Source organism: Mucilaginibacter aurantiaciroseus (assembly GCF_024055595.1).
Lineage (GTDB): Bacteria > Bacteroidota > Bacteroidia > Sphingobacteriales > Sphingobacteriaceae > Mucilaginibacter > Mucilaginibacter aurantiaciroseus.
Map to the genome: position 1 here is coordinate 1,346,336 of NZ_JAMXOF010000001.1, position 16,147 is coordinate 1,362,482.

At 42.2% G+C, this 16,147-nt stretch carries 16 protein-coding genes; 7 read left to right on the forward strand and 9 right to left on the reverse strand.

The window, feature by feature from the left end:
• Positions 1-82 precede the first annotated feature (82 nt).
• The 3 genes from NAF17_RS06275 to folB are packed head-to-tail and all read right to left on the reverse strand — an operon-like array spanning position 83 to position 2,113.
• Entirely contained in the window at positions 83-307 is a 225-nt protein-coding gene (locus tag NAF17_RS06275; protein ID WP_252757123.1) for a hypothetical protein, read from the reverse strand.
• A gap of 50 nt (positions 308-357) precedes the next feature.
• Positions 358-1,755 carry an FAD-binding oxidoreductase gene (locus tag NAF17_RS06280; protein WP_252757124.1) on the reverse strand — a complete coding sequence of 466 codons (1,398 nt, stop codon included), beginning with the start codon at positions 1,753-1,755 and terminating at the stop codon, positions 358-360.
• 1 nt (position 1,756) lies between these two features.
• Entirely contained in the window at positions 1,757-2,113 is a 357-nt protein-coding gene (gene folB, locus NAF17_RS06285) for a dihydroneopterin aldolase (protein WP_252757125.1), read from the reverse strand.
• Between the two features lie 410 nt (positions 2,114-2,523).
• Here folB and NAF17_RS06290 point away from each other — a divergent pair, with 410 nt between their 5' ends.
• Positions 2,524-3,705 carry an acyl-CoA dehydrogenase family protein gene (locus NAF17_RS06290; RefSeq protein WP_252757126.1) on the forward strand — a complete coding sequence of 394 codons (1,182 nt, stop codon included), beginning with the start codon at positions 2,524-2,526 and terminating at the stop codon, positions 3,703-3,705.
• Between the two features lie 79 nt (positions 3,706-3,784).
• Positions 3,785-5,914: a tetratricopeptide repeat-containing sensor histidine kinase gene (locus NAF17_RS06295; protein WP_252757127.1), complete on the forward strand. Its 2,130-nt coding sequence runs from the start codon at positions 3,785-3,787 to the stop codon at positions 5,912-5,914.
• Here NAF17_RS06295 and NAF17_RS06300 read toward each other — a convergent pair.
• Positions 5,882-7,237 (reverse strand): GH1 family beta-glucosidase, encoded by a 1,356-nt coding sequence (locus tag NAF17_RS06300; protein ID WP_252757128.1) that lies wholly within the window; start codon positions 7,235-7,237, stop codon positions 5,882-5,884. The genes NAF17_RS06295 and NAF17_RS06300 overlap by 33 nt on opposite strands.
• Before the next feature lie 609 nt (positions 7,238-7,846).
• Between NAF17_RS06300 and NAF17_RS06305 the strand changes: the two genes are divergently transcribed.
• Genes NAF17_RS06305 through NAF17_RS06320 form a run of 4 tightly spaced genes read left to right on the forward strand, consistent with a single transcriptional unit; the run spans position 7,847 to position 9,841 of the window.
• Positions 7,847-8,332: a DinB family protein gene (locus NAF17_RS06305; RefSeq protein ID WP_252757129.1), complete on the forward strand. Its 486-nt coding sequence runs from the start codon at positions 7,847-7,849 to the stop codon at positions 8,330-8,332.
• A gap of 17 nt (positions 8,333-8,349) precedes the next feature.
• Positions 8,350-8,763, forward strand: a complete 414-nt coding sequence (locus tag NAF17_RS06310; protein WP_252757130.1) for a hypothetical protein — start codon at positions 8,350-8,352, stop codon at positions 8,761-8,763.
• Positions 8,760-9,419 carry an SCO family protein gene (locus NAF17_RS06315; RefSeq protein ID WP_252757131.1) on the forward strand — a complete coding sequence of 220 codons (660 nt, stop codon included), beginning with the start codon at positions 8,760-8,762 and terminating at the stop codon, positions 9,417-9,419. The genes NAF17_RS06310 and NAF17_RS06315 overlap by 4 nt, the downstream gene beginning before the upstream one ends.
• Positions 9,419-9,841, forward strand: coding sequence for a c-type cytochrome (locus NAF17_RS06320; RefSeq protein ID WP_252757132.1), 423 nt, complete (start codon positions 9,419-9,421; stop codon positions 9,839-9,841). Before NAF17_RS06315 ends, NAF17_RS06320 begins: the two co-directional genes overlap by 1 nt.
• A 52-nt stretch (positions 9,842-9,893) precedes the next feature.
• Here NAF17_RS06320 and NAF17_RS06325 read toward each other — a convergent pair whose 3' ends face one another.
• The 3 genes from NAF17_RS06325 to NAF17_RS06335 all read right to left on the reverse strand — a co-directional run bounded on the left by NAF17_RS06325 (position 9,894) and on the right by NAF17_RS06335 (position 13,413).
• Entirely contained in the window at positions 9,894-10,322 is a 429-nt protein-coding gene (locus NAF17_RS06325) for a GNAT family N-acetyltransferase (protein ID WP_252757133.1), read from the reverse strand.
• A gap of 148 nt (positions 10,323-10,470) precedes the next feature.
• Complete coding sequence (locus tag NAF17_RS06330; RefSeq protein WP_252757134.1) at positions 10,471-12,423, reverse strand: glycoside hydrolase family 97 protein; 1,953 nt, start codon at positions 12,421-12,423, stop codon at positions 10,471-10,473.
• A gap of 135 nt (positions 12,424-12,558) precedes the next feature.
• Positions 12,559-13,413, reverse strand: a complete 855-nt coding sequence (locus NAF17_RS06335) for a helix-turn-helix domain-containing protein (protein ID WP_252757135.1) — start codon at positions 13,411-13,413, stop codon at positions 12,559-12,561.
• Between the two features lie 129 nt (positions 13,414-13,542).
• Between NAF17_RS06335 and NAF17_RS06340 the strand changes: the two genes are divergently transcribed.
• Positions 13,543-14,526, forward strand: a complete 984-nt coding sequence (locus NAF17_RS06340; protein WP_252757136.1) for a phytanoyl-CoA dioxygenase family protein — start codon at positions 13,543-13,545, stop codon at positions 14,524-14,526.
• A gap of 68 nt (positions 14,527-14,594) precedes the next feature.
• Here the strand turns inward: NAF17_RS06340 and NAF17_RS06345 are convergent, their stop codons facing one another.
• A complete protein-coding gene (locus tag NAF17_RS06345; protein ID WP_252757137.1) occupies positions 14,595-15,017 on the reverse strand; it encodes a MarR family winged helix-turn-helix transcriptional regulator in 423 nt (140 codons plus the stop codon).
• Positions 15,018-15,672: 655 nt separating this feature from the next.
• Positions 15,673-16,131, reverse strand: a complete 459-nt coding sequence (locus NAF17_RS06350; protein ID WP_252757138.1) for a hypothetical protein — start codon at positions 16,129-16,131, stop codon at positions 15,673-15,675.
• Positions 16,132-16,147 lie beyond the last annotated feature (16 nt).

The following is a 16,147-nucleotide window of genomic DNA, read 5'->3' on the forward strand; positions in this document are numbered from 1 at the left end:
TCAAATTTAGCTTCAGTTGTTTTATTTTGAAGGTTGATGGCCCGTATGCGTTCTTTAATGGCATTATGCCTATCCACTACTCTTAAATGCCGCCGGTTTTTTTGGGTTGTTTGGACGTGTAATTTATGCCAAGTCCGTTGTTTGATACGGTGAAAAAGACGCCATTAGCTGTTTTTGCAAGCCGTACTTCCAAATGTGCGCCGGGTTTGGGGTCTACAATTAAGCCGTGTAAAATAGCATTTTCTATTATGGGCTGGAGGAGTATCAGAGGTAAAAGCATTGTCCACAGGTCAAAATCCTCATCCACAATAAAATTATAACTGAACGAATTGTTATACCGTGTAGCTTATATATCCGCTAAAATATCTTCCCTGGATTTAAAATTCCAATAGGGTCAAAAACAGCTTTGATACCCTTCCAGATAGCGAAGTGCATGGGCGTATATTTCAAGACCATATAGTCTTTTTGCACCAGGCCTATGCCGTGCTCGCCGGATAATGTGCCGCCAAGTGCAACGGTAAGCTCGAAAACTTCTGTGATGCCATCTTTTAGTTTGCTATTCCAATCGACATCGCTCATCCCTGCTTTAACAATATTAACGTGCAGGTTACCGTCGCCGGCATGGCCGTAACAAACAGATTCGAAACCATATTTAGCGCCAATCTCTTTAATCCCTTTTATCAGTTGAGGCAACGCTGCGCGTGGCACAACGGTATCTTCTTCTTTATATATCGAGTTTGATTTTACCGAAACAGCCATGGTACGCCTGATGCGCCATAATTCTTCCTTTTGTGCCGATGTATCTGCAAACAGTACATCCTGGCAATTATGCTGTTCTAAAACTTCGTTTATTTTCTCGCAATCGGCAAATATCACGTCCTGGTTGGTGCCGTCGGCTTCTATCAGCAGGAACGCCCCTATCCCATCTTTCAGGTCGAATACGATGCCGTCATGTTCTATCACCCATTCAATGCCACGGCGTTCCATAAACTCCAGTGCAGATGGCACTACCCCTGCCCTAAATATCGCTGATACCGCCGCGCAGGCATCCTCGTTAGTAGCGAATGAAGCCAGCATCAAAGCATCCAGCGTTGGTTTTGGGATAAGCTTGGTTACTATTTTGGTAACAATGCCTAACGTACCTTCGCTTCCTATCAGCAATTGGGTTAGGTTATAACCTGATGCATATTTAAGCGTATTTGCGCCAGTCCAGATGATATCGCCGTTTGGCAACACCACTTCCAGATTCAATACATATTCACGGATGGTACCGTATTTTACTACCCTTGGTCCTCCGCTGCAATTGGCCACATTACCGCCTATAAAGCAACTGCCTTTACTTGCCGGGTCTACCGGGTAAAGCAGCCCCTTTTCGGCCACAGCATTAATGAATAGCTCTGTAATTACGCCCGGCTCTACAGTAGCCTGCAGGTTTTGCTCGTCGATATCTAAAACTTTGTTGAAGCGTTCCATGGAGATCATTAAGCCGCCATGCACAGCTAAGGCACCGCCTGCCAAACCCGTACCTGCACCACGCGGGGTAACAGGGATGAGGTTCTCGTTACAAACCTTCATTAAAAACGAAACCTGCTCTACGGTTTGTGGTTTGGCCACTACCTCCGGGTAATAAACCAGGTCCTCAGTTTCATCGTGGCTGTAGTTCTCTATTTCGGCTTTGGCCGTAAGTATATTTTCATCGCCAACAATAGCGGTAAGCTGACTAAGGATCTCTACAGTAATTTTATGGTAACTCATATTATTTAGTATAACTAAGCGTAATAACCGATTGTTTAAGCGGCCCGCGGAACGGAGGCCTTAGCTTGCGGATGGTTACCTCGGCAGTCTCAATAAAAGTAAACTCGGTTTTAATGCGGTTAAGTATGCTTTGCGCAACCGTTTCTATCACTTTGCGGGCGTGCTGCATTTCTTCATCGATGATATTATACAGTACCTCGTAATTTACCGTATTATGCAGGTTGTCTTCATCCACATAAATATCGGCATAGAAACCAACCTGTACATCAACCAAAAAATGCGTGCCTATTACCTGCTCTTCGGGGTAAAAACCATGGTAAGCAAAAAACTCGGCGCCTTCTAAAGCTACTTTTATCATATTTCAAAAGTAAGGGAATATTTGATTTGTGGAATGAAACGGGTTTAAAATTTGTAGGGCGGTGAGTTAGCACCCTACATAATTCCTTATCGTCCCTTTCAAGGGACGGTAAGGAGGTATAGATGGCTTTAGCCGAAACAAGCAAATATGTTTGGCTAAAGCCAGGAAGTACCCATATTCTTATCCGTTGGCTGAAGCCAACGGATAAGAAGTTTTGCCCCTTTATTTTGGAGAGGGCCGGGATGAGGTTTGTTGTTTTTCTCAAAAAAATTTTTCATTCAAAAAATATGTTTAAACGGTTTAAACCTACTTTTTGGCATAAAGTGCCTTGTGGTATTCAAAAACAACGATTTAGGCTTTGTTTAACTCATATTTAATGCCCTATATTTGAGCAACCAATTTATAATGCCATGGCTAAGACCGACCTGTACGAAGCACCGGATTACTATCTTTTAGATGAACTTTTAACCGAAGAACATAAACTGATTCGCGCCAGCGTACGCGAGTGGGTGAAGAAAGAAGTAAGCCCCGTGATTGAAGACTATGCCCAACGCGCGGAATTCCCTAAGCATTTGTTAAAAGGTTTGGCCGAGGTTGGCGCATTCGGGCCAACCGTTCCTGAAGAATACGGCGGCGCTGGGTTGGACTATATGGCCTATGGTATAATCATGCAGGAAATTGAGCGTGGCGATTCGGGTATCCGGTCAACCGCTTCGGTGCAGGGCTCATTGGTGATGTACCCAATATTAGCTTACGGCAGCGAAGAGCAAAAGCATAAATATCTGCCCAAATTGGCCAGCGGCGAATTGATGGGCTGTTTTGGATTGACCGAACCTGACCATGGCTCTAACCCGGACGGCATGGTTACCAATATCAAAGATGCCGGCGATCACTATATATTAAACGGTGCCAAAATGTGGATCTCCAACTCCCCTTTTGCAGATATTGCCATTGTTTGGGCTAAAGACGAAGCAGGCAAGATCCGTGGCTTAATTGCAGAGCGTGGTATGGAAGGTTTTACCACACCGGAAACGCATAATAAATGGTCGTTGCGTGCCTCCGCTACCGGCGAGTTAGTTTTTGATAATGTAAAAATTCCAAAAGAAAACATATTGCCCAATGTATCCGGTTTAAAAGGCCCGTTGGGTTGCCTTAACCAGGCGCGATACGGTATAGCATGGGGCGCTTTAGGTGCCGCTATGGATTGTTATGATACTGCTCTGCGCTATTCAAAAGAGCGCGTGCAGTTTGGCCGACCAATTGGTGGTTTCCAGCTTCAACAGAAAAAACTGGCCGAAATGATCACCGAAATAACTAAAGGGCAGCTTTTAGTTTGGCGCCTGGCTACACTTAAAAATGAAGGCCGTGCCACCGCCGCGCAGATCTCGATGGCTAAGCGTAATAGTGTGGAAATAGCTATAAATATAGCCCGCGAGGCACGCCAGATGCTTGGCGGCATGGGTATTACCGGCGAGTACCCAATTATGCGACATATGATGAACCTTGAATCGGTTATTACGTATGAAGGTACACATGACATCCACTTGTTAATTACCGGTATGGATGTAACAGGCGAAAACGCATTTAAATAAACTTATATGAAAATATAGCTATAGGTAGTAAGATTGCTTCACAAATATTATATTTTTGTACCCTTAATATACTATTGCTTTGATTTTTTTAAAAGATAGATATGCCCATATTTTAACAAGGCATACTTGCATATATATAATTCTGTTCATTTTTGCATCCTGCACGCAAAAAAAAGTCAACGACGGCGAATTTTCTGAAGAATTCCAGTCAATTGCAAAAAACACCGAGAAGCTCTGGTCGCAAGGTAAAGTAAAACCCGGCCTTGATTATTTGGATTCGGCTTTTAATAAGTTGCCCAACCCTACCCTTAACGACCGTTACCGTTTTTATGGTTTTCATTTTGTTTACTATCAAAAAACGGTAAGCCAGTTTGAACGAAGCCTGGCTTACACCGATAGCATGATTGCTGTAAACAATAAAATCACCAATACAAAAGCACATTCCCGTAACGTTGCCGATGTTGGTTTTGCGCGTGGGGACGCGCTTTTTGAACTAAAACAATACTCAGAAGCTTACGAGTCATATTACGGTGGTTACTACATAGGCCTCGACCGTTCCAATATTAATGTTGAAACCCTGGGCGATTACACCTACCGTATGGGGATGATCATGTATAAAAAAGGCCAATACCCTCTTGCCCTTAGCTACTTTAAGGATACTTATAAAAACTTTAAAAACTCGGGCGATGGCTTTGTTTTATTCTATCGCCGCCAGGAATTATTGGATAACGTTGGCTTGTGTTTTCGCCACATGGAGCAGCCGGACAGCGCTCTTACCTATTTTAATAAGGCTTTGGCTTTTATAGATAAGAATGGCTTTAGGTACCCTGATAGGAAACTTCATTTAGAATCTGCAAAAGGCGTGGTTTACGGCAACATAGCCGATATTTATATCAAACAAAAAAAATACGCTCAAGCTGCCGATCTTCTTAAAAAAAGTATCGCTATTAACCTTAAACCTGGTTATGACAATCACGACGCTGAGTTAACCGAGATAAAACTTGGGCAGATCTACTTAAATCTGGATCAAAAGGACTTGCTGCTAAAATTGCTCGCTAAAATTCGCACACAGTTAGATACCGTTAAAAATGATGACGCAGAGGCGGATTATAACCGATTACTTGGAAACTATTACGAGCGAAAAAATGACCTTAAACAAGCGTTAGCACATATACAGAAATATAACCTTTTAAAAGATTCGATAGCACAGCGCGCCAGCATTTTAATGCAGACCGATGTAAACCAACAACTATCTATTTACGAGAAACAACACGAAATAAACATACTTAGTAACGATAACAAGCTACAAACGATTTACCTGTGCGTAAGCGTATTTTTCGCGGTGATGGCGTTAATAATCGTATTCCTGGTTTATCGTAACTGGACGCGCTCTAAACAAGATTTGGAGACCCTTAACCTGCTCAACAGGCAAATAATCGATCAAAACCAAGTTTTAGAAAAAGCCTTTAACGAACTTAATACCAGCAGCCAGGAGAAAGACCGCATCTTGCGAACCGTAGCACACGATTTGCGTAACCCCATAGGGGGTATAGCTTCGCTCACCACAATGATGTTTGAGGATGATTACACAGCAGAACAAAAGGAACTGATAAACTTGCTTAAGGAAACATCTTTTAATTCACTGGAACTGATAAACGAGATATTGGAGGCTACCAATATGAATGCTATAGCACTGAACCTTGAACAAATTGAGATCAATTCGTTAGTAAGCAATAGCGTCGAATTATTGCGTTTTAAAGCCGCCGAAAAGGGCCAGAAGATCTTACTGGATATCTTGAACATGCAGCAGGAGTTATACATCAGTCGTGAGAAGATCTGGAGGGTTATCAGTAATCTCATCAGTAACGCAATTAAATTTAGCCCTACCGGTGGCGAGATCCAGGTGAAGATTGCCGAAGTAAATGGCAAGATAATTATTGCCGTGCAAGACCACGGCATAGGCATCCCGGATACTCTTAAAGACGAGGTTTTCAATATGTTTACTACCGCGCAAAGACCTGGCACATCCGGCGAAAAATCATTTGGGCTAGGTTTATCTATTTGCAGGCAGATCATGGAGAAGCATTACGGAAAGATCTGGTTTGAGAGTGAGAGCAACATCGGCAGCACATTCTTCATCAGCCTGCCCATCATATCGCGCAGCGTACCTACCGACTTACCTAAGCAGGTTAGCAAACCAATGGCCTGATGCTTTGATAATGCGTTCCTGTGAATCAAAATTAACGTGAACCAAACCAAACCTTGGGTGGTAGCCTTCGGCCCATTCAAAGTTATCGGTAAGCGTCCACACAAAATAGCCTTCAACCTTTACACCCTCCTGTTTAGCTTTTAAAACCTGTTGGATATGGTTTTGCAGGTAAATAACGCGGCGCTGGTCATCAACCTCATTATCAAATACCACATCGGGGAATGCAGCACCGTTTTCAGTCACGATTAATTTCTTGATCTGCGGATAAGCATCAAACTTTTTTAGCATATAATATATGGCAGGTGGAAATACCTCCCACTTCATATCCGTAAGTTCTACCCCCCTGTTCTCCGCTTTAATTAAGCTGGCGCCAATGTATGGGGTGAAGAAGGAATATTTGACGATCTCGCGGGTATAATTTTGCACACCGATAAAATCGAAATCAAAACTCATATTGGCTTCATCTCCGGGTAAGATATATTTGTTAATGCCTTTTAAAGCGGTAACCTCATCTGTAGGGTATCCTAAACCTAACAATGGCTCGATATATAGGCGGTTGATAAGCGCATCGGCCCGTTTAGCAGCTTTAATGTGCCTTGGCTTATCGGCATATGGCTCGATATACGAACAGGAGAAGGTGTTGCCGATATTGGCACCAGGCACAAGTTCTCTTAAGATCCTCGCCCCTGCTACAATACTTAAAACAACATGATGGATGGCCGGTAAAAAGTTACGTAAACCGGTACGCCCCGGTGCATGGATGCCTAAAAAATATCCGGCGCCGGTAAATACCGCAGGCTCGTTCATTACCATCCAGTTTTTTACGCGGTCGCCAAATGCTTTGGTGCAAATGGTGGCAAAATCGCTAAACCAGCTTACTATTTCGCGGTTAGTCCAACCGCCTTTATCTTCAAGCGCCTGTGGTAGGTCCCAGTGGTAAATGGTTACCCATGGTTCTACGCCTTTTTGCAGGCAGTAGTCTATCAGATTATTGTAATGGTCTATCCCGGCCTGGTTAACTTCGCCGGTGCCGTTTGGCAAAATGCGGCTCCAAGCTATAGAAAACCGGAAATTGGGAATATTGAGTTGCTTAACGAGGTCTACATCCTCTTGGTAACGGTTATAAAAATCGCAGGCTATATGTGGCTTATCGCCGTTTAATATTTTGCCTTTACGGCTGCTAAAAGTATCCCATATAGACTGGCCTTTGCCATCGGCATCACAAGAGCCTTCTATTTGAAGCGCGGCAGTAGAAACCCCCCAGGCAAAGCCGTCGCCAAAAAGTTGTTTAGAAAGAGATGTATCCAGTTTCTCGATATTCATTAATTTGAGCTGATGCGAAGCCCAAAATGTACATTATTAATGTATAAATGAAGCGCTACGTAAAAAAACTTAGTGCATGAACGACGAACGCATGCTTTTAAGGAACAACCACTCGCGCAGGTCGCTTACTATAGCTGCTAATTTTGTGATGATCTTCATGGTGCTTATATTTATGTTTATTCAAATATAAAGTGGTAGTGTGTAGTTATCATCAGCGTATCGTTATTATAATGTTAACAGAAAATGTGCTATCTTAAAATATGTTTAAAACCTATCGCATGAAAATCTTTAATGGCTGCTTAGCAGCAGTAATGTATTTGGCAATAGTTGCAGTAATAAGCGGCTTTCAAAGATAGCAAAACCGCTATAACCTCGTTTATAACAAAACACCCGGTAAATTATAATGTAGTATTTACCGCCGATCCATCGGTAAATAAGGATTACAGTGTGGCAGCTTTCCCACAGGTTGTGCTGATAGACAAAACCGGAATTGTGATTTACTCCGGAGATTTTGACTTAGATAAGCTAAAGCCTGTAATATACAGGCATATAAATTGATTGCCATTAGCTGACAATAAATATCAACCTAGCATTAAAATATTTTAGCAAATGATGTTTACTTTTACCGCTATGAAAAGCCATTTTATTTTCCTGCTTAAGTACGACCATTTTGCTAATCAAAAAATAGCGGAGCTGATCGTACAAACCGCTGCTACGGGCAAGCCTGTGGAATTGATGGCCCACTTGTTAACAGCACAGCAAACATGGTTAAATCGGCTCAATAAAACAACCGCGCCTCCTGCTAACCTATGGCCCAACTGGTCTGCAGATACGTTGACTACAATTAACAATGATAACCACCAACAGCTTGTAGCTTGTGTAGAAGCAATTCCTGAACAGGATTTTGAAAATGTTATAGGCTACACAAACTCTGTTGGGTATTGCGAAAATACCATAACCGATATACTTACCCATTTAATAAATCATGGCACGCATCACCGCGCGCAAATGGGCACACTTTTAAAACTGGACGGGGCAACCTTACCCATGCTCGATTACGTACTTTACATCAGAAACTTAAACCAAAATGTATAACATTTCAATTTAACACAATGAAAAGATTATTAGCCTTATTATTTTTAAGCTTTATTATTTTTAGCTGTACCGATACCAAAAAGCAAGAGAAAGACCTGTTTAACGAAGTAATAAAAATGCACGACCGTGTGATGGGTAAAGAACAACTCATCATGATCAACAAGATGCAGCTGGATACTTTGATAAGGAACAGCACATCTACCGAGGTAACCGCCGCTGCCAAAATACACAGTACCGCTCTGGATAGTACAGATGCTCATATGGAGACTTGGATGCACAACTTCGACGCGGAAAATAAGGGTAAAAGCCACGACGAGATAATGACCTACCTTACCGACCAAAAGAAACTGATAGATGCCATTGACAATAGTTTTAATAAGACTTTGGCCGTTACAGCAAAATTTATCAAGCAAAACAAAACCACCAAATGAGAAAATTAGCGGCACTAACCCTTATTGCTTTAACATTAGCAGCCTGTAAATTTAACAGCTCCAATAAGCCTACCCTGCCTATTATGGGCAACCGTGATGCGGTTACAAAAACGGTTAACGGCAAACAAGTGGTTGATACTGTTTACCAAACCATCCCAGATTTTAAGTTTGTGAACCAATATGGCGATACTATCACCAAAAAAAACCTGAAGGGTGATATTTATGTGGCCGATTTCTTTTTTTCTACCTGCCCATCTATATGCCCTATAATGCACCGCAATATGATAAAGGTATACAACGAATTTAAGAGCGTACCCGATTTTAAAATCATATCCCACACCATCGACCCAAAACATGATAGCGTTGCGGTGATGAAAAAGTACGCAGACAAGCTTGGCATCAGCGGTAACAGCTGGTGGTTGCTACAGGGCAATAAAGAAAAAACCTACGACCTTGGCCAAAAAAACTACTTGGTTGCTATAAAGCAAGATGACGGTACCCCCGGTGGTTATATACACCAGGGCTGGTTTGTATTGGTTGATAAACAGAAACGCATCCGCGGATATTATGATGGTACCGAAGAAAAGCAGGTTGCCAAAATGATAGACGATATCAAGATTCTTCGTGCCGAGGTTAATACCGAAATAGCCCAATAATGAAGCTAAAGATAATTGGTTTTTTAACGCTGTTAATTTGTGTGATCGTAATATCCTGCCAAAGCGATGCCGAGCAAGATTTTAAACGTTATTACACCGGCGGCGCGGCCATCTACAAAACCAATTGCCAGAACTGTCATGGCGCTAACGGCGAAGGTTTATCGAGCCTGATTCCACCACTTACAGATTCGAATTACCTGAACAAAAACCGCAACCAGCTGAGCTGCTTTGTTAAATACGGGATAAAAGAAACCATTATAATCATAAAAGGAAAAGCCTATGAAGGCGTTATGCCGGCCAATGTAGATCTGCCTGCCATTGATGTTGCCAAGGTGCTTACCTATGTTGGTAACTCGTTTGGTAATAAAATGGGCACTATACCCGTTGATGTGGTTGATGCCGATCTGGCGAAATGTGACTAGATGTAAAGTGTCTCCCACTGAAATATCAGGCCAATATTAAAGGTTTTGCTTCCTATTCTTTCAGTTTAAGGTTGTTCACATCGTCCAGTAAAAAACAATGGGTAAAATTGGTCATACCTGTTTTTGGGTAATAATTAACCGCTGCAGGCGCTGCCAGCAATATCAGCTTTGCCTTTGGCGAGTGGTTCTTGGTTTCGGCAATTAGGCGTACGCCAATGCCCATCTTTTGATAAGCCTGGTCAACCGCCAAGTCTGACAAATAGGTACAAAAAGCAAAATCAGTAAGCGCGCGCGATACACCTACCAGTTTACCATCTATGCGCGCGGTTACAATAAGGTTGGCGTTTTGCAGCATATCCTGTATGCGTTCGGCATCATCAACCGGGCGGCGCCCGGCAAGGGTACTGCGGTTTAATACATCAATAAATTCATCGGCACCAAGCGTAAATTCGCGCTGAAATACAACATCTGAAATAGACATTTTAATAAATTTTAAGGTTTAACATTATCCAAATATGTAAACCTGCGGCAGTTATAACATAGTCCAATAAATATAATGGCTTTAGTCCAGATCTATAAATTACAAAACCCGCCAATCTTAGCCAATTTTTTCTTAAAAATAATATTGATTATTGCGGCCTAAGCTCCAAAACAAATCCACCTTTAGGCATCATGGTAATGGCAACCTTATTATCCTTTTCCTGCACAATGTGTTTATGCACTATTGTACGAGGCGTGTCACCATCCGTGAATAACGTGCCGTGGTAAACATTTTTATTATATAAAAACTGCAGGCTGAAGTTGTAATTCTTGGCGATATTTTCGCCATTGATGCCTGCTATATACCAGTTTTTACCTTTGCGGCGGGCAATTATGGCATCTTTACCCGGTTCGCCCTGTATCAGTTTTGTATCGTCCCAGGTATTTGGCACATTGGATAGAAATGCCTTTACGGTGTTATCCTGGCTTAAATATGATTTATCGCTATCTGCAAAATGCATCATACCCGATTCAAATATAACACTCAGCGCCAACTCGTGGGTATTAGTTGTAGTGTGTGGGCAGCATTGGTAATCTGAAAAAGTAACCGGTGTGTAGTCCATAGACCCTACAACATTACGGGTGAAAACATAAATAGTGTTCATCTTAGCGGCGTCCTTCGCAAAATCGTTAGACCATCCGTAGTTCTCCGCACCGCGAACCGATTCCATCGATAGTAAGTTTGGATAAGTTCGCGCCCACCCCCTTGGCATGGTGCTGCCATGGAATATCACCATTATCTTTTCTTTAGCGGCATCTTTCAAAATATCAATGTATTGTTTCATGATCTCCTGCTTATCGCTCTGGAAGAAATCTACTTTAATGGTTTTTACACCCCATTCGTGCAGCTTTTCCATCTCGGTCTGGCGCATTTTAGGGTTAAACATCTTATCGCGTGGCTGCTCGCCAACATTGTTATACGGCCCGCCCGAGTTATACCAAAGCGTAAGGCCAACTTTTTTGTTTTTGGCATATTTAACCAGGTCTTCTATTGTACCGCCTTCTGTAGGTATATTCCAATTGGCATCAACCAAAAAATATTCCAATTTCATTTTCGCGGCAAAGTCAACAAAGCGTTTCATGGTAGTGATGTTGCGGCTACTGGCGTGGTCGCTCCACCAGCTCCATGCCGAACGGCCGGGTTCAACCCAATCGATATCTCCTATTGCGTTTGGCTGCGCCAGATGGTTAACCAAAGGCGATTGTACAATGGTTGCAGCGCTATTACCGGCAATTATCATTCGCCATGCGGTAGCAAAAGGTGTTTTAGCTACCGGATATTGGCTGCCCTGGCCTAAACCTTCAGTGGCCAGCGGAAACTCAATATTATAAACACCGTTATCGCAGTTTTGCTGCAGGTGCATGGCGGCATTATCTACAGTGGTGTTGCTTTCAGATATTAGCAACCAATTATCTTTGGTATGAAACAACGCCGGGAACGCCCAGCCGCTGCTTTCTTTAGCTGCGGTACCTGCAGGGATACCGTTCTGAAAAACATTCTCATATGAAGGGTCATTGTCATAAGGTTGCATCCATGCAGACGCTTGCGGTACAGCAAACTCGGTTAATTCTTTGGTTAGCGTATAAGTACGGGCAGTATCCGGGAAGCGATATCTGAATGCCACCCCATCGTTATAAGCACGCAAATCTATAGTTAACTGGCTTTTATTTTTATTGGCAAATGTTATACTGGCCTGGTTGGCTATGGCATGATAAACATGATATTTCCCAACAGGTAATGTATAAATCTCGTTTATCTTACGGGTTAATTCGTTCACAAAACTCAAATTACCGGTAAATTTTTCTGTTGTACTCTCTACCCCCAATTTAGATTGGTGGATAACTTCAGCATTTTCATTCAGCACTTTATATGTGATGTTTCCATCTTTTAAAGCCAAATTTATTTGCAGGGACTGATCTGGAGAGTAAATTTTCCACTCCTTGGTTTCGGTTTGGGCATTTACATGGGTAAGCAAAGTTAAGCCTGAAACAAACGTCAGGGCTAACTTTTTAAAGTTGATCAATAGTTTTTTGTATGGCAAGAGTATCGGAATTAAGGGGAAGTTAATAATTTCTTTTTTACGTTTATCAGTTGTTTAAGTTACAAAAGCGAGCAAGAGAATGCAATATTTTACCTGTAAATTCAAACATTAATTAAAACATTACAAAAAAAATCACTACAAAACTTTCCCGGAATAATTACGCTTAAAATCCGACGGGTTTTGCCCCACAATTTTATTGAACAGCTTATTAAAATACGACAAACTTTCGAACCCGATAGCGTAACAGGTTTCGGTAACATTGTTGCCCTGCATCAGTAAATTCTTAGCACGCTCTATTCGGTATTGGTTCACAAAGTTGGTAAAAGTCATGTTGGTTTGGCGTTTAAAATAGCGGCAAAAGGCAGCGGTGGTCAGGTGGACTTTGGCAGCCACAACATTCACATCGGGCTTTTGATGGAAGTTGGCGTCTATGTACTCGTAAATAGCCCCCATACGGATCTTATCTTTCAGGATAAAGTGCTTGCTGCTTTGATTGGTGTTGAGTATCTCTACATCTGATGCGTGGGCCAGCAGGTTAAAAATATCCATCAATTCTATTAATTGCTTGTATGAGTTTAATTGACCTAATTTCGCCAATTTTTCACCTACAATCGCCTTTGTTTCGCCTGTAAATGCAATGCCTTGGTCGGCCTTTTTAAACAACTGTCGGATGGCCGAAAACTCGGGCGAGATACTAATGGCTTCGCCCAAAAAATCGGTGCGGAGCTGAATCACGATCTGGTGGTAATCGCTCCGCAACCTGTAATCGAAATTAAGGTGAGGGATGTTGCTGCCAATAAACACCAGGTCGCTTTGGGTGTAGGTGGAGATATGAGTACCAACATGCCGAATACCTGCATCAGCCTGCACATAAACCAACTCTATTTCCGGATGATAGTGCCACAGAAAGGTATTGCGCAAACGTGGCGAGAACAGCTTAAATGATTTGCCAAGTTCAAAGTCTACGCGTTCTAATTGGATCTCGTTCATCTGCCTGTTGCATTAATTATTCTCATAAATCTACTTAATATATCAATAGAGAGCAAATACTGGTCATTACGCAGAATATTGGCGTTCAATTGCTAACCTACATTTGTATTATCAGAACCAATAAATATTATGAAAACAGAAACCATGACACCAACAATGGTCCCCGCCGCCTCTAAAGCTAACGAGGCGCATAAAGTTATACCTGGCAACCCGTCGACCGCAACAAGCAGCCAGATAAAATTAAACGACCGCAGCAACGGCAAACCGCTGCAGGTTTTAAGCGAAGCCGACTGGCAATTTTGGATGGATAATGGTTACGTGATCATCAAAAACGCGGTACCTAAAGAACAGGTTAAAAAGCTGGCCGATTACCTTTGGGAGTATGAAGGCAAAGATCAAAACGATATTGAAACCTGGTACGCCAGGCCCAACGCCCAGATGCAAATGTCGGAATTAAATAATACAGGAATGGTGGAGATATATAACCACCAGTTTATGTGGAATAACCGCCAGATGGACAAAATACACAAAGCATTTGCCGATGTGTGGGGTACCGAAAAACTTTGGGTAACTATTGACCGAGCTAACCTCAACTTCCCGCTGCGCCCGGGCTTTGAATACAAAGGGTTTATCCATTGGGATTACGACCCGGAAACCAAACCGCAAAACGTACAAGGTGTATTGGCATTAGCCGACCAAACCCATGAGACCATGGGCGGCTTTCAATGCGTGCCCGAACTGTACCGCACTTATGATACCTGGAAACTTACGCAACCCAATGACCGCGACCATTACAAACCGGACACCACGGGCTTCGATATTGAAAAAGTAAAACTGGAAGCCGGCGACCTGCTGATATTTAACAGCCTGGAGCCTCACGGTATCCGCGCAAATACCAGCGGCAATAAAGTACGCGTTGCCCAATACATTTCCATGATGCCCGCGCAAGAAGATAATGAAGAACTACGCGAATGGCGCATAAACAGCTGGCAAAGCCGCGAGGCCATGCAGGGCTACGCTTTCCCCGGCGACCCAATGGAACGCGAAAAGAAAAACCCCGTTGCAGAGCTATCTCCCCTTGGTAGTAAGTTATTGGGATTTGATAAATGGTAGTAGATATATTATATAAAATGCTCTCAATTAATTCGAGAGCATTTTTAAGGCTTAATACTTTATACTAATTACTTGATACTATTCAGTTTTTGCAGGTTCTCCTTAAATTTTTGATAGTTAGTTATGCCCAATTTGCTTTCCCACCGGCGCTCAAAATCAAAGTTTACTTTGTGTGTGGTTTGCTGTATAACTGTTCCGGCGCCGGTTAGGTAAAACAGCACTCCCCGTTTGTCGCGGATGTCTGCCCTACGTTTTACATAGCCCCAATCCTCTAACTGGTAAACCAAAGCACTCATACTTTGCTTAGTTATCTTAGCGTGTGCAGCCAGCTCAGTAATTCGTGAGCCATCGTCACTAATGTGCTGAAAGATATATCCGTGCGATGGCTTTATCTCAGGGAAACCGGCGATCTCCAGTTGCTTATGTAAATGCGTCACCATTTCATCAAGCAAGGCCCTTAAATGCAGACCGATATATTTTTGCCCATTCATATCACAAATATAGTAAGGATGGCTGATGGTTTTTAAAACTCTTCTTCTATGAGGGCTTTATTGGTAATGCCCCCTGCAGCGGTACCTGCAGACGCTGTAGATCGCATTTATGTGCCATTATCGCCAGCCGCATAAATACCGGGAATGGTTGTTGCCTGAAAATCACCTACCTGCGGTGGCGGTGCTTACTTCAAAATAGCTGTGCTTTTGTACCACACTTTCTGCAATACCGGCTATCAGTGTAACGGTATCATAAAATGCAAACTTTTGCCTGGCTTTAAAACTTATTGTAGCTGGGGTATCGCCATCGTGCGTTAAAAAATTGTGCGATTGCGGAGCCTTTTGTTACATGACTCCCAGCTGTCTCCCAATAGTACAGTTCGCATCGAGCGGCCTAAGGCCATAGCTGCGGCCAACCCTGCAAAGCTGCCGCCTACTATAATTAACATCGTATTCTGTTTCATTCACTATAAATAAGGATTGGTAAAATATGTACTGTAAAACACTGAAATTTTGCCAATTGCTTTAATTAGTGCAATTTTTTTAAAAAATGCAACAACATATATCTTGTTGCATTAAAGTTTCATTTAAAATACACCAAAATGTTATTTAAAAGCAATAAACGTTTTTTTGCTGATAAATGGGCGGAAGGATATTAAACTGAAGCCCTTTTAGACAAAGCGCTAAAAAATAAGTATACACCTGTAAATACAATTACAAGCGCTATCAGGTCCATTAGGGTTACGCCATCATTAGCGTTGAAATGGTAAATGGTAAACATTTCAAAATACGGTGGCGCGGGTATTATTATCATGGCCATGCCAAGGGTGATCATCACTGCTCCTATGATACTAAGCAGATATTTTTTGATGGTCTCAAAATCAAAACGGTCTTTAATGGTAGCTTTTTGTAATTGGTGGGCCGAGAGTAGTAATTCCAGATCGTTTTGTAGGTTAAATGGTAAATTATCGTATTTTTTTAAGGCTTTATTAATTTTTTGCTGAATGATTTTCGCATGGTCGGCATCAATCGCCCCGGTTTTAATTATGGCAACCAGCTCATTCGTTTTTGTATCTAATAATTCGGCGTCTGTAATAACTTGTTTACCTTTCAAAGTTTTAAATACTTAT

Excerpts from the sequence above, each read along its gene's own strand:
- NAF17_RS06280 (WP_252757124.1), bottom strand. The coding sequence starts at position 1,755 with ATGAGTTACCATAAAATTACTGTAGAGATCCTTAGTCAGCTTACCGCT.
- folB (WP_252757125.1), bottom strand. The coding sequence starts at position 2,113 with ATGATAAAAGTAGCTTTAGAAGGCGCCGAGTTTTTTGCTTACCATGGT.
- NAF17_RS06290 (WP_252757126.1), top strand. The coding sequence starts at position 2,524 with ATGGCTAAGACCGACCTGTACGAAGCACCGGATTACTATCTTTTAGAT.
- NAF17_RS06300 (WP_252757128.1), bottom strand. The coding sequence starts at position 7,237 with ATGAATATCGAGAAACTGGATACATCTCTTTCTAAACAACTTTTTGGC.
- NAF17_RS06305 (WP_252757129.1), top strand. The coding sequence starts at position 7,847 with ATGATGTTTACTTTTACCGCTATGAAAAGCCATTTTATTTTCCTGCTT.
- NAF17_RS06310 (WP_252757130.1), top strand. The coding sequence starts at position 8,350 with ATGAAAAGATTATTAGCCTTATTATTTTTAAGCTTTATTATTTTTAGC.
- NAF17_RS06315 (WP_252757131.1), top strand. The coding sequence starts at position 8,760 with ATGAGAAAATTAGCGGCACTAACCCTTATTGCTTTAACATTAGCAGCC.
- NAF17_RS06320 (WP_252757132.1), top strand. The coding sequence starts at position 9,419 with ATGAAGCTAAAGATAATTGGTTTTTTAACGCTGTTAATTTGTGTGATC.
- NAF17_RS06325 (WP_252757133.1), bottom strand. The coding sequence starts at position 10,322 with ATGTCTATTTCAGATGTTGTATTTCAGCGCGAATTTACGCTTGGTGCC.
- NAF17_RS06335 (WP_252757135.1), bottom strand. The coding sequence starts at position 13,413 with ATGAACGAGATCCAATTAGAACGCGTAGACTTTGAACTTGGCAAATCA.
- NAF17_RS06340 (WP_252757136.1), top strand. The coding sequence starts at position 13,543 with ATGAAAACAGAAACCATGACACCAACAATGGTCCCCGCCGCCTCTAAA.
- NAF17_RS06345 (WP_252757137.1), bottom strand. The coding sequence starts at position 15,017 with ATGAATGGGCAAAAATATATCGGTCTGCATTTAAGGGCCTTGCTTGAT.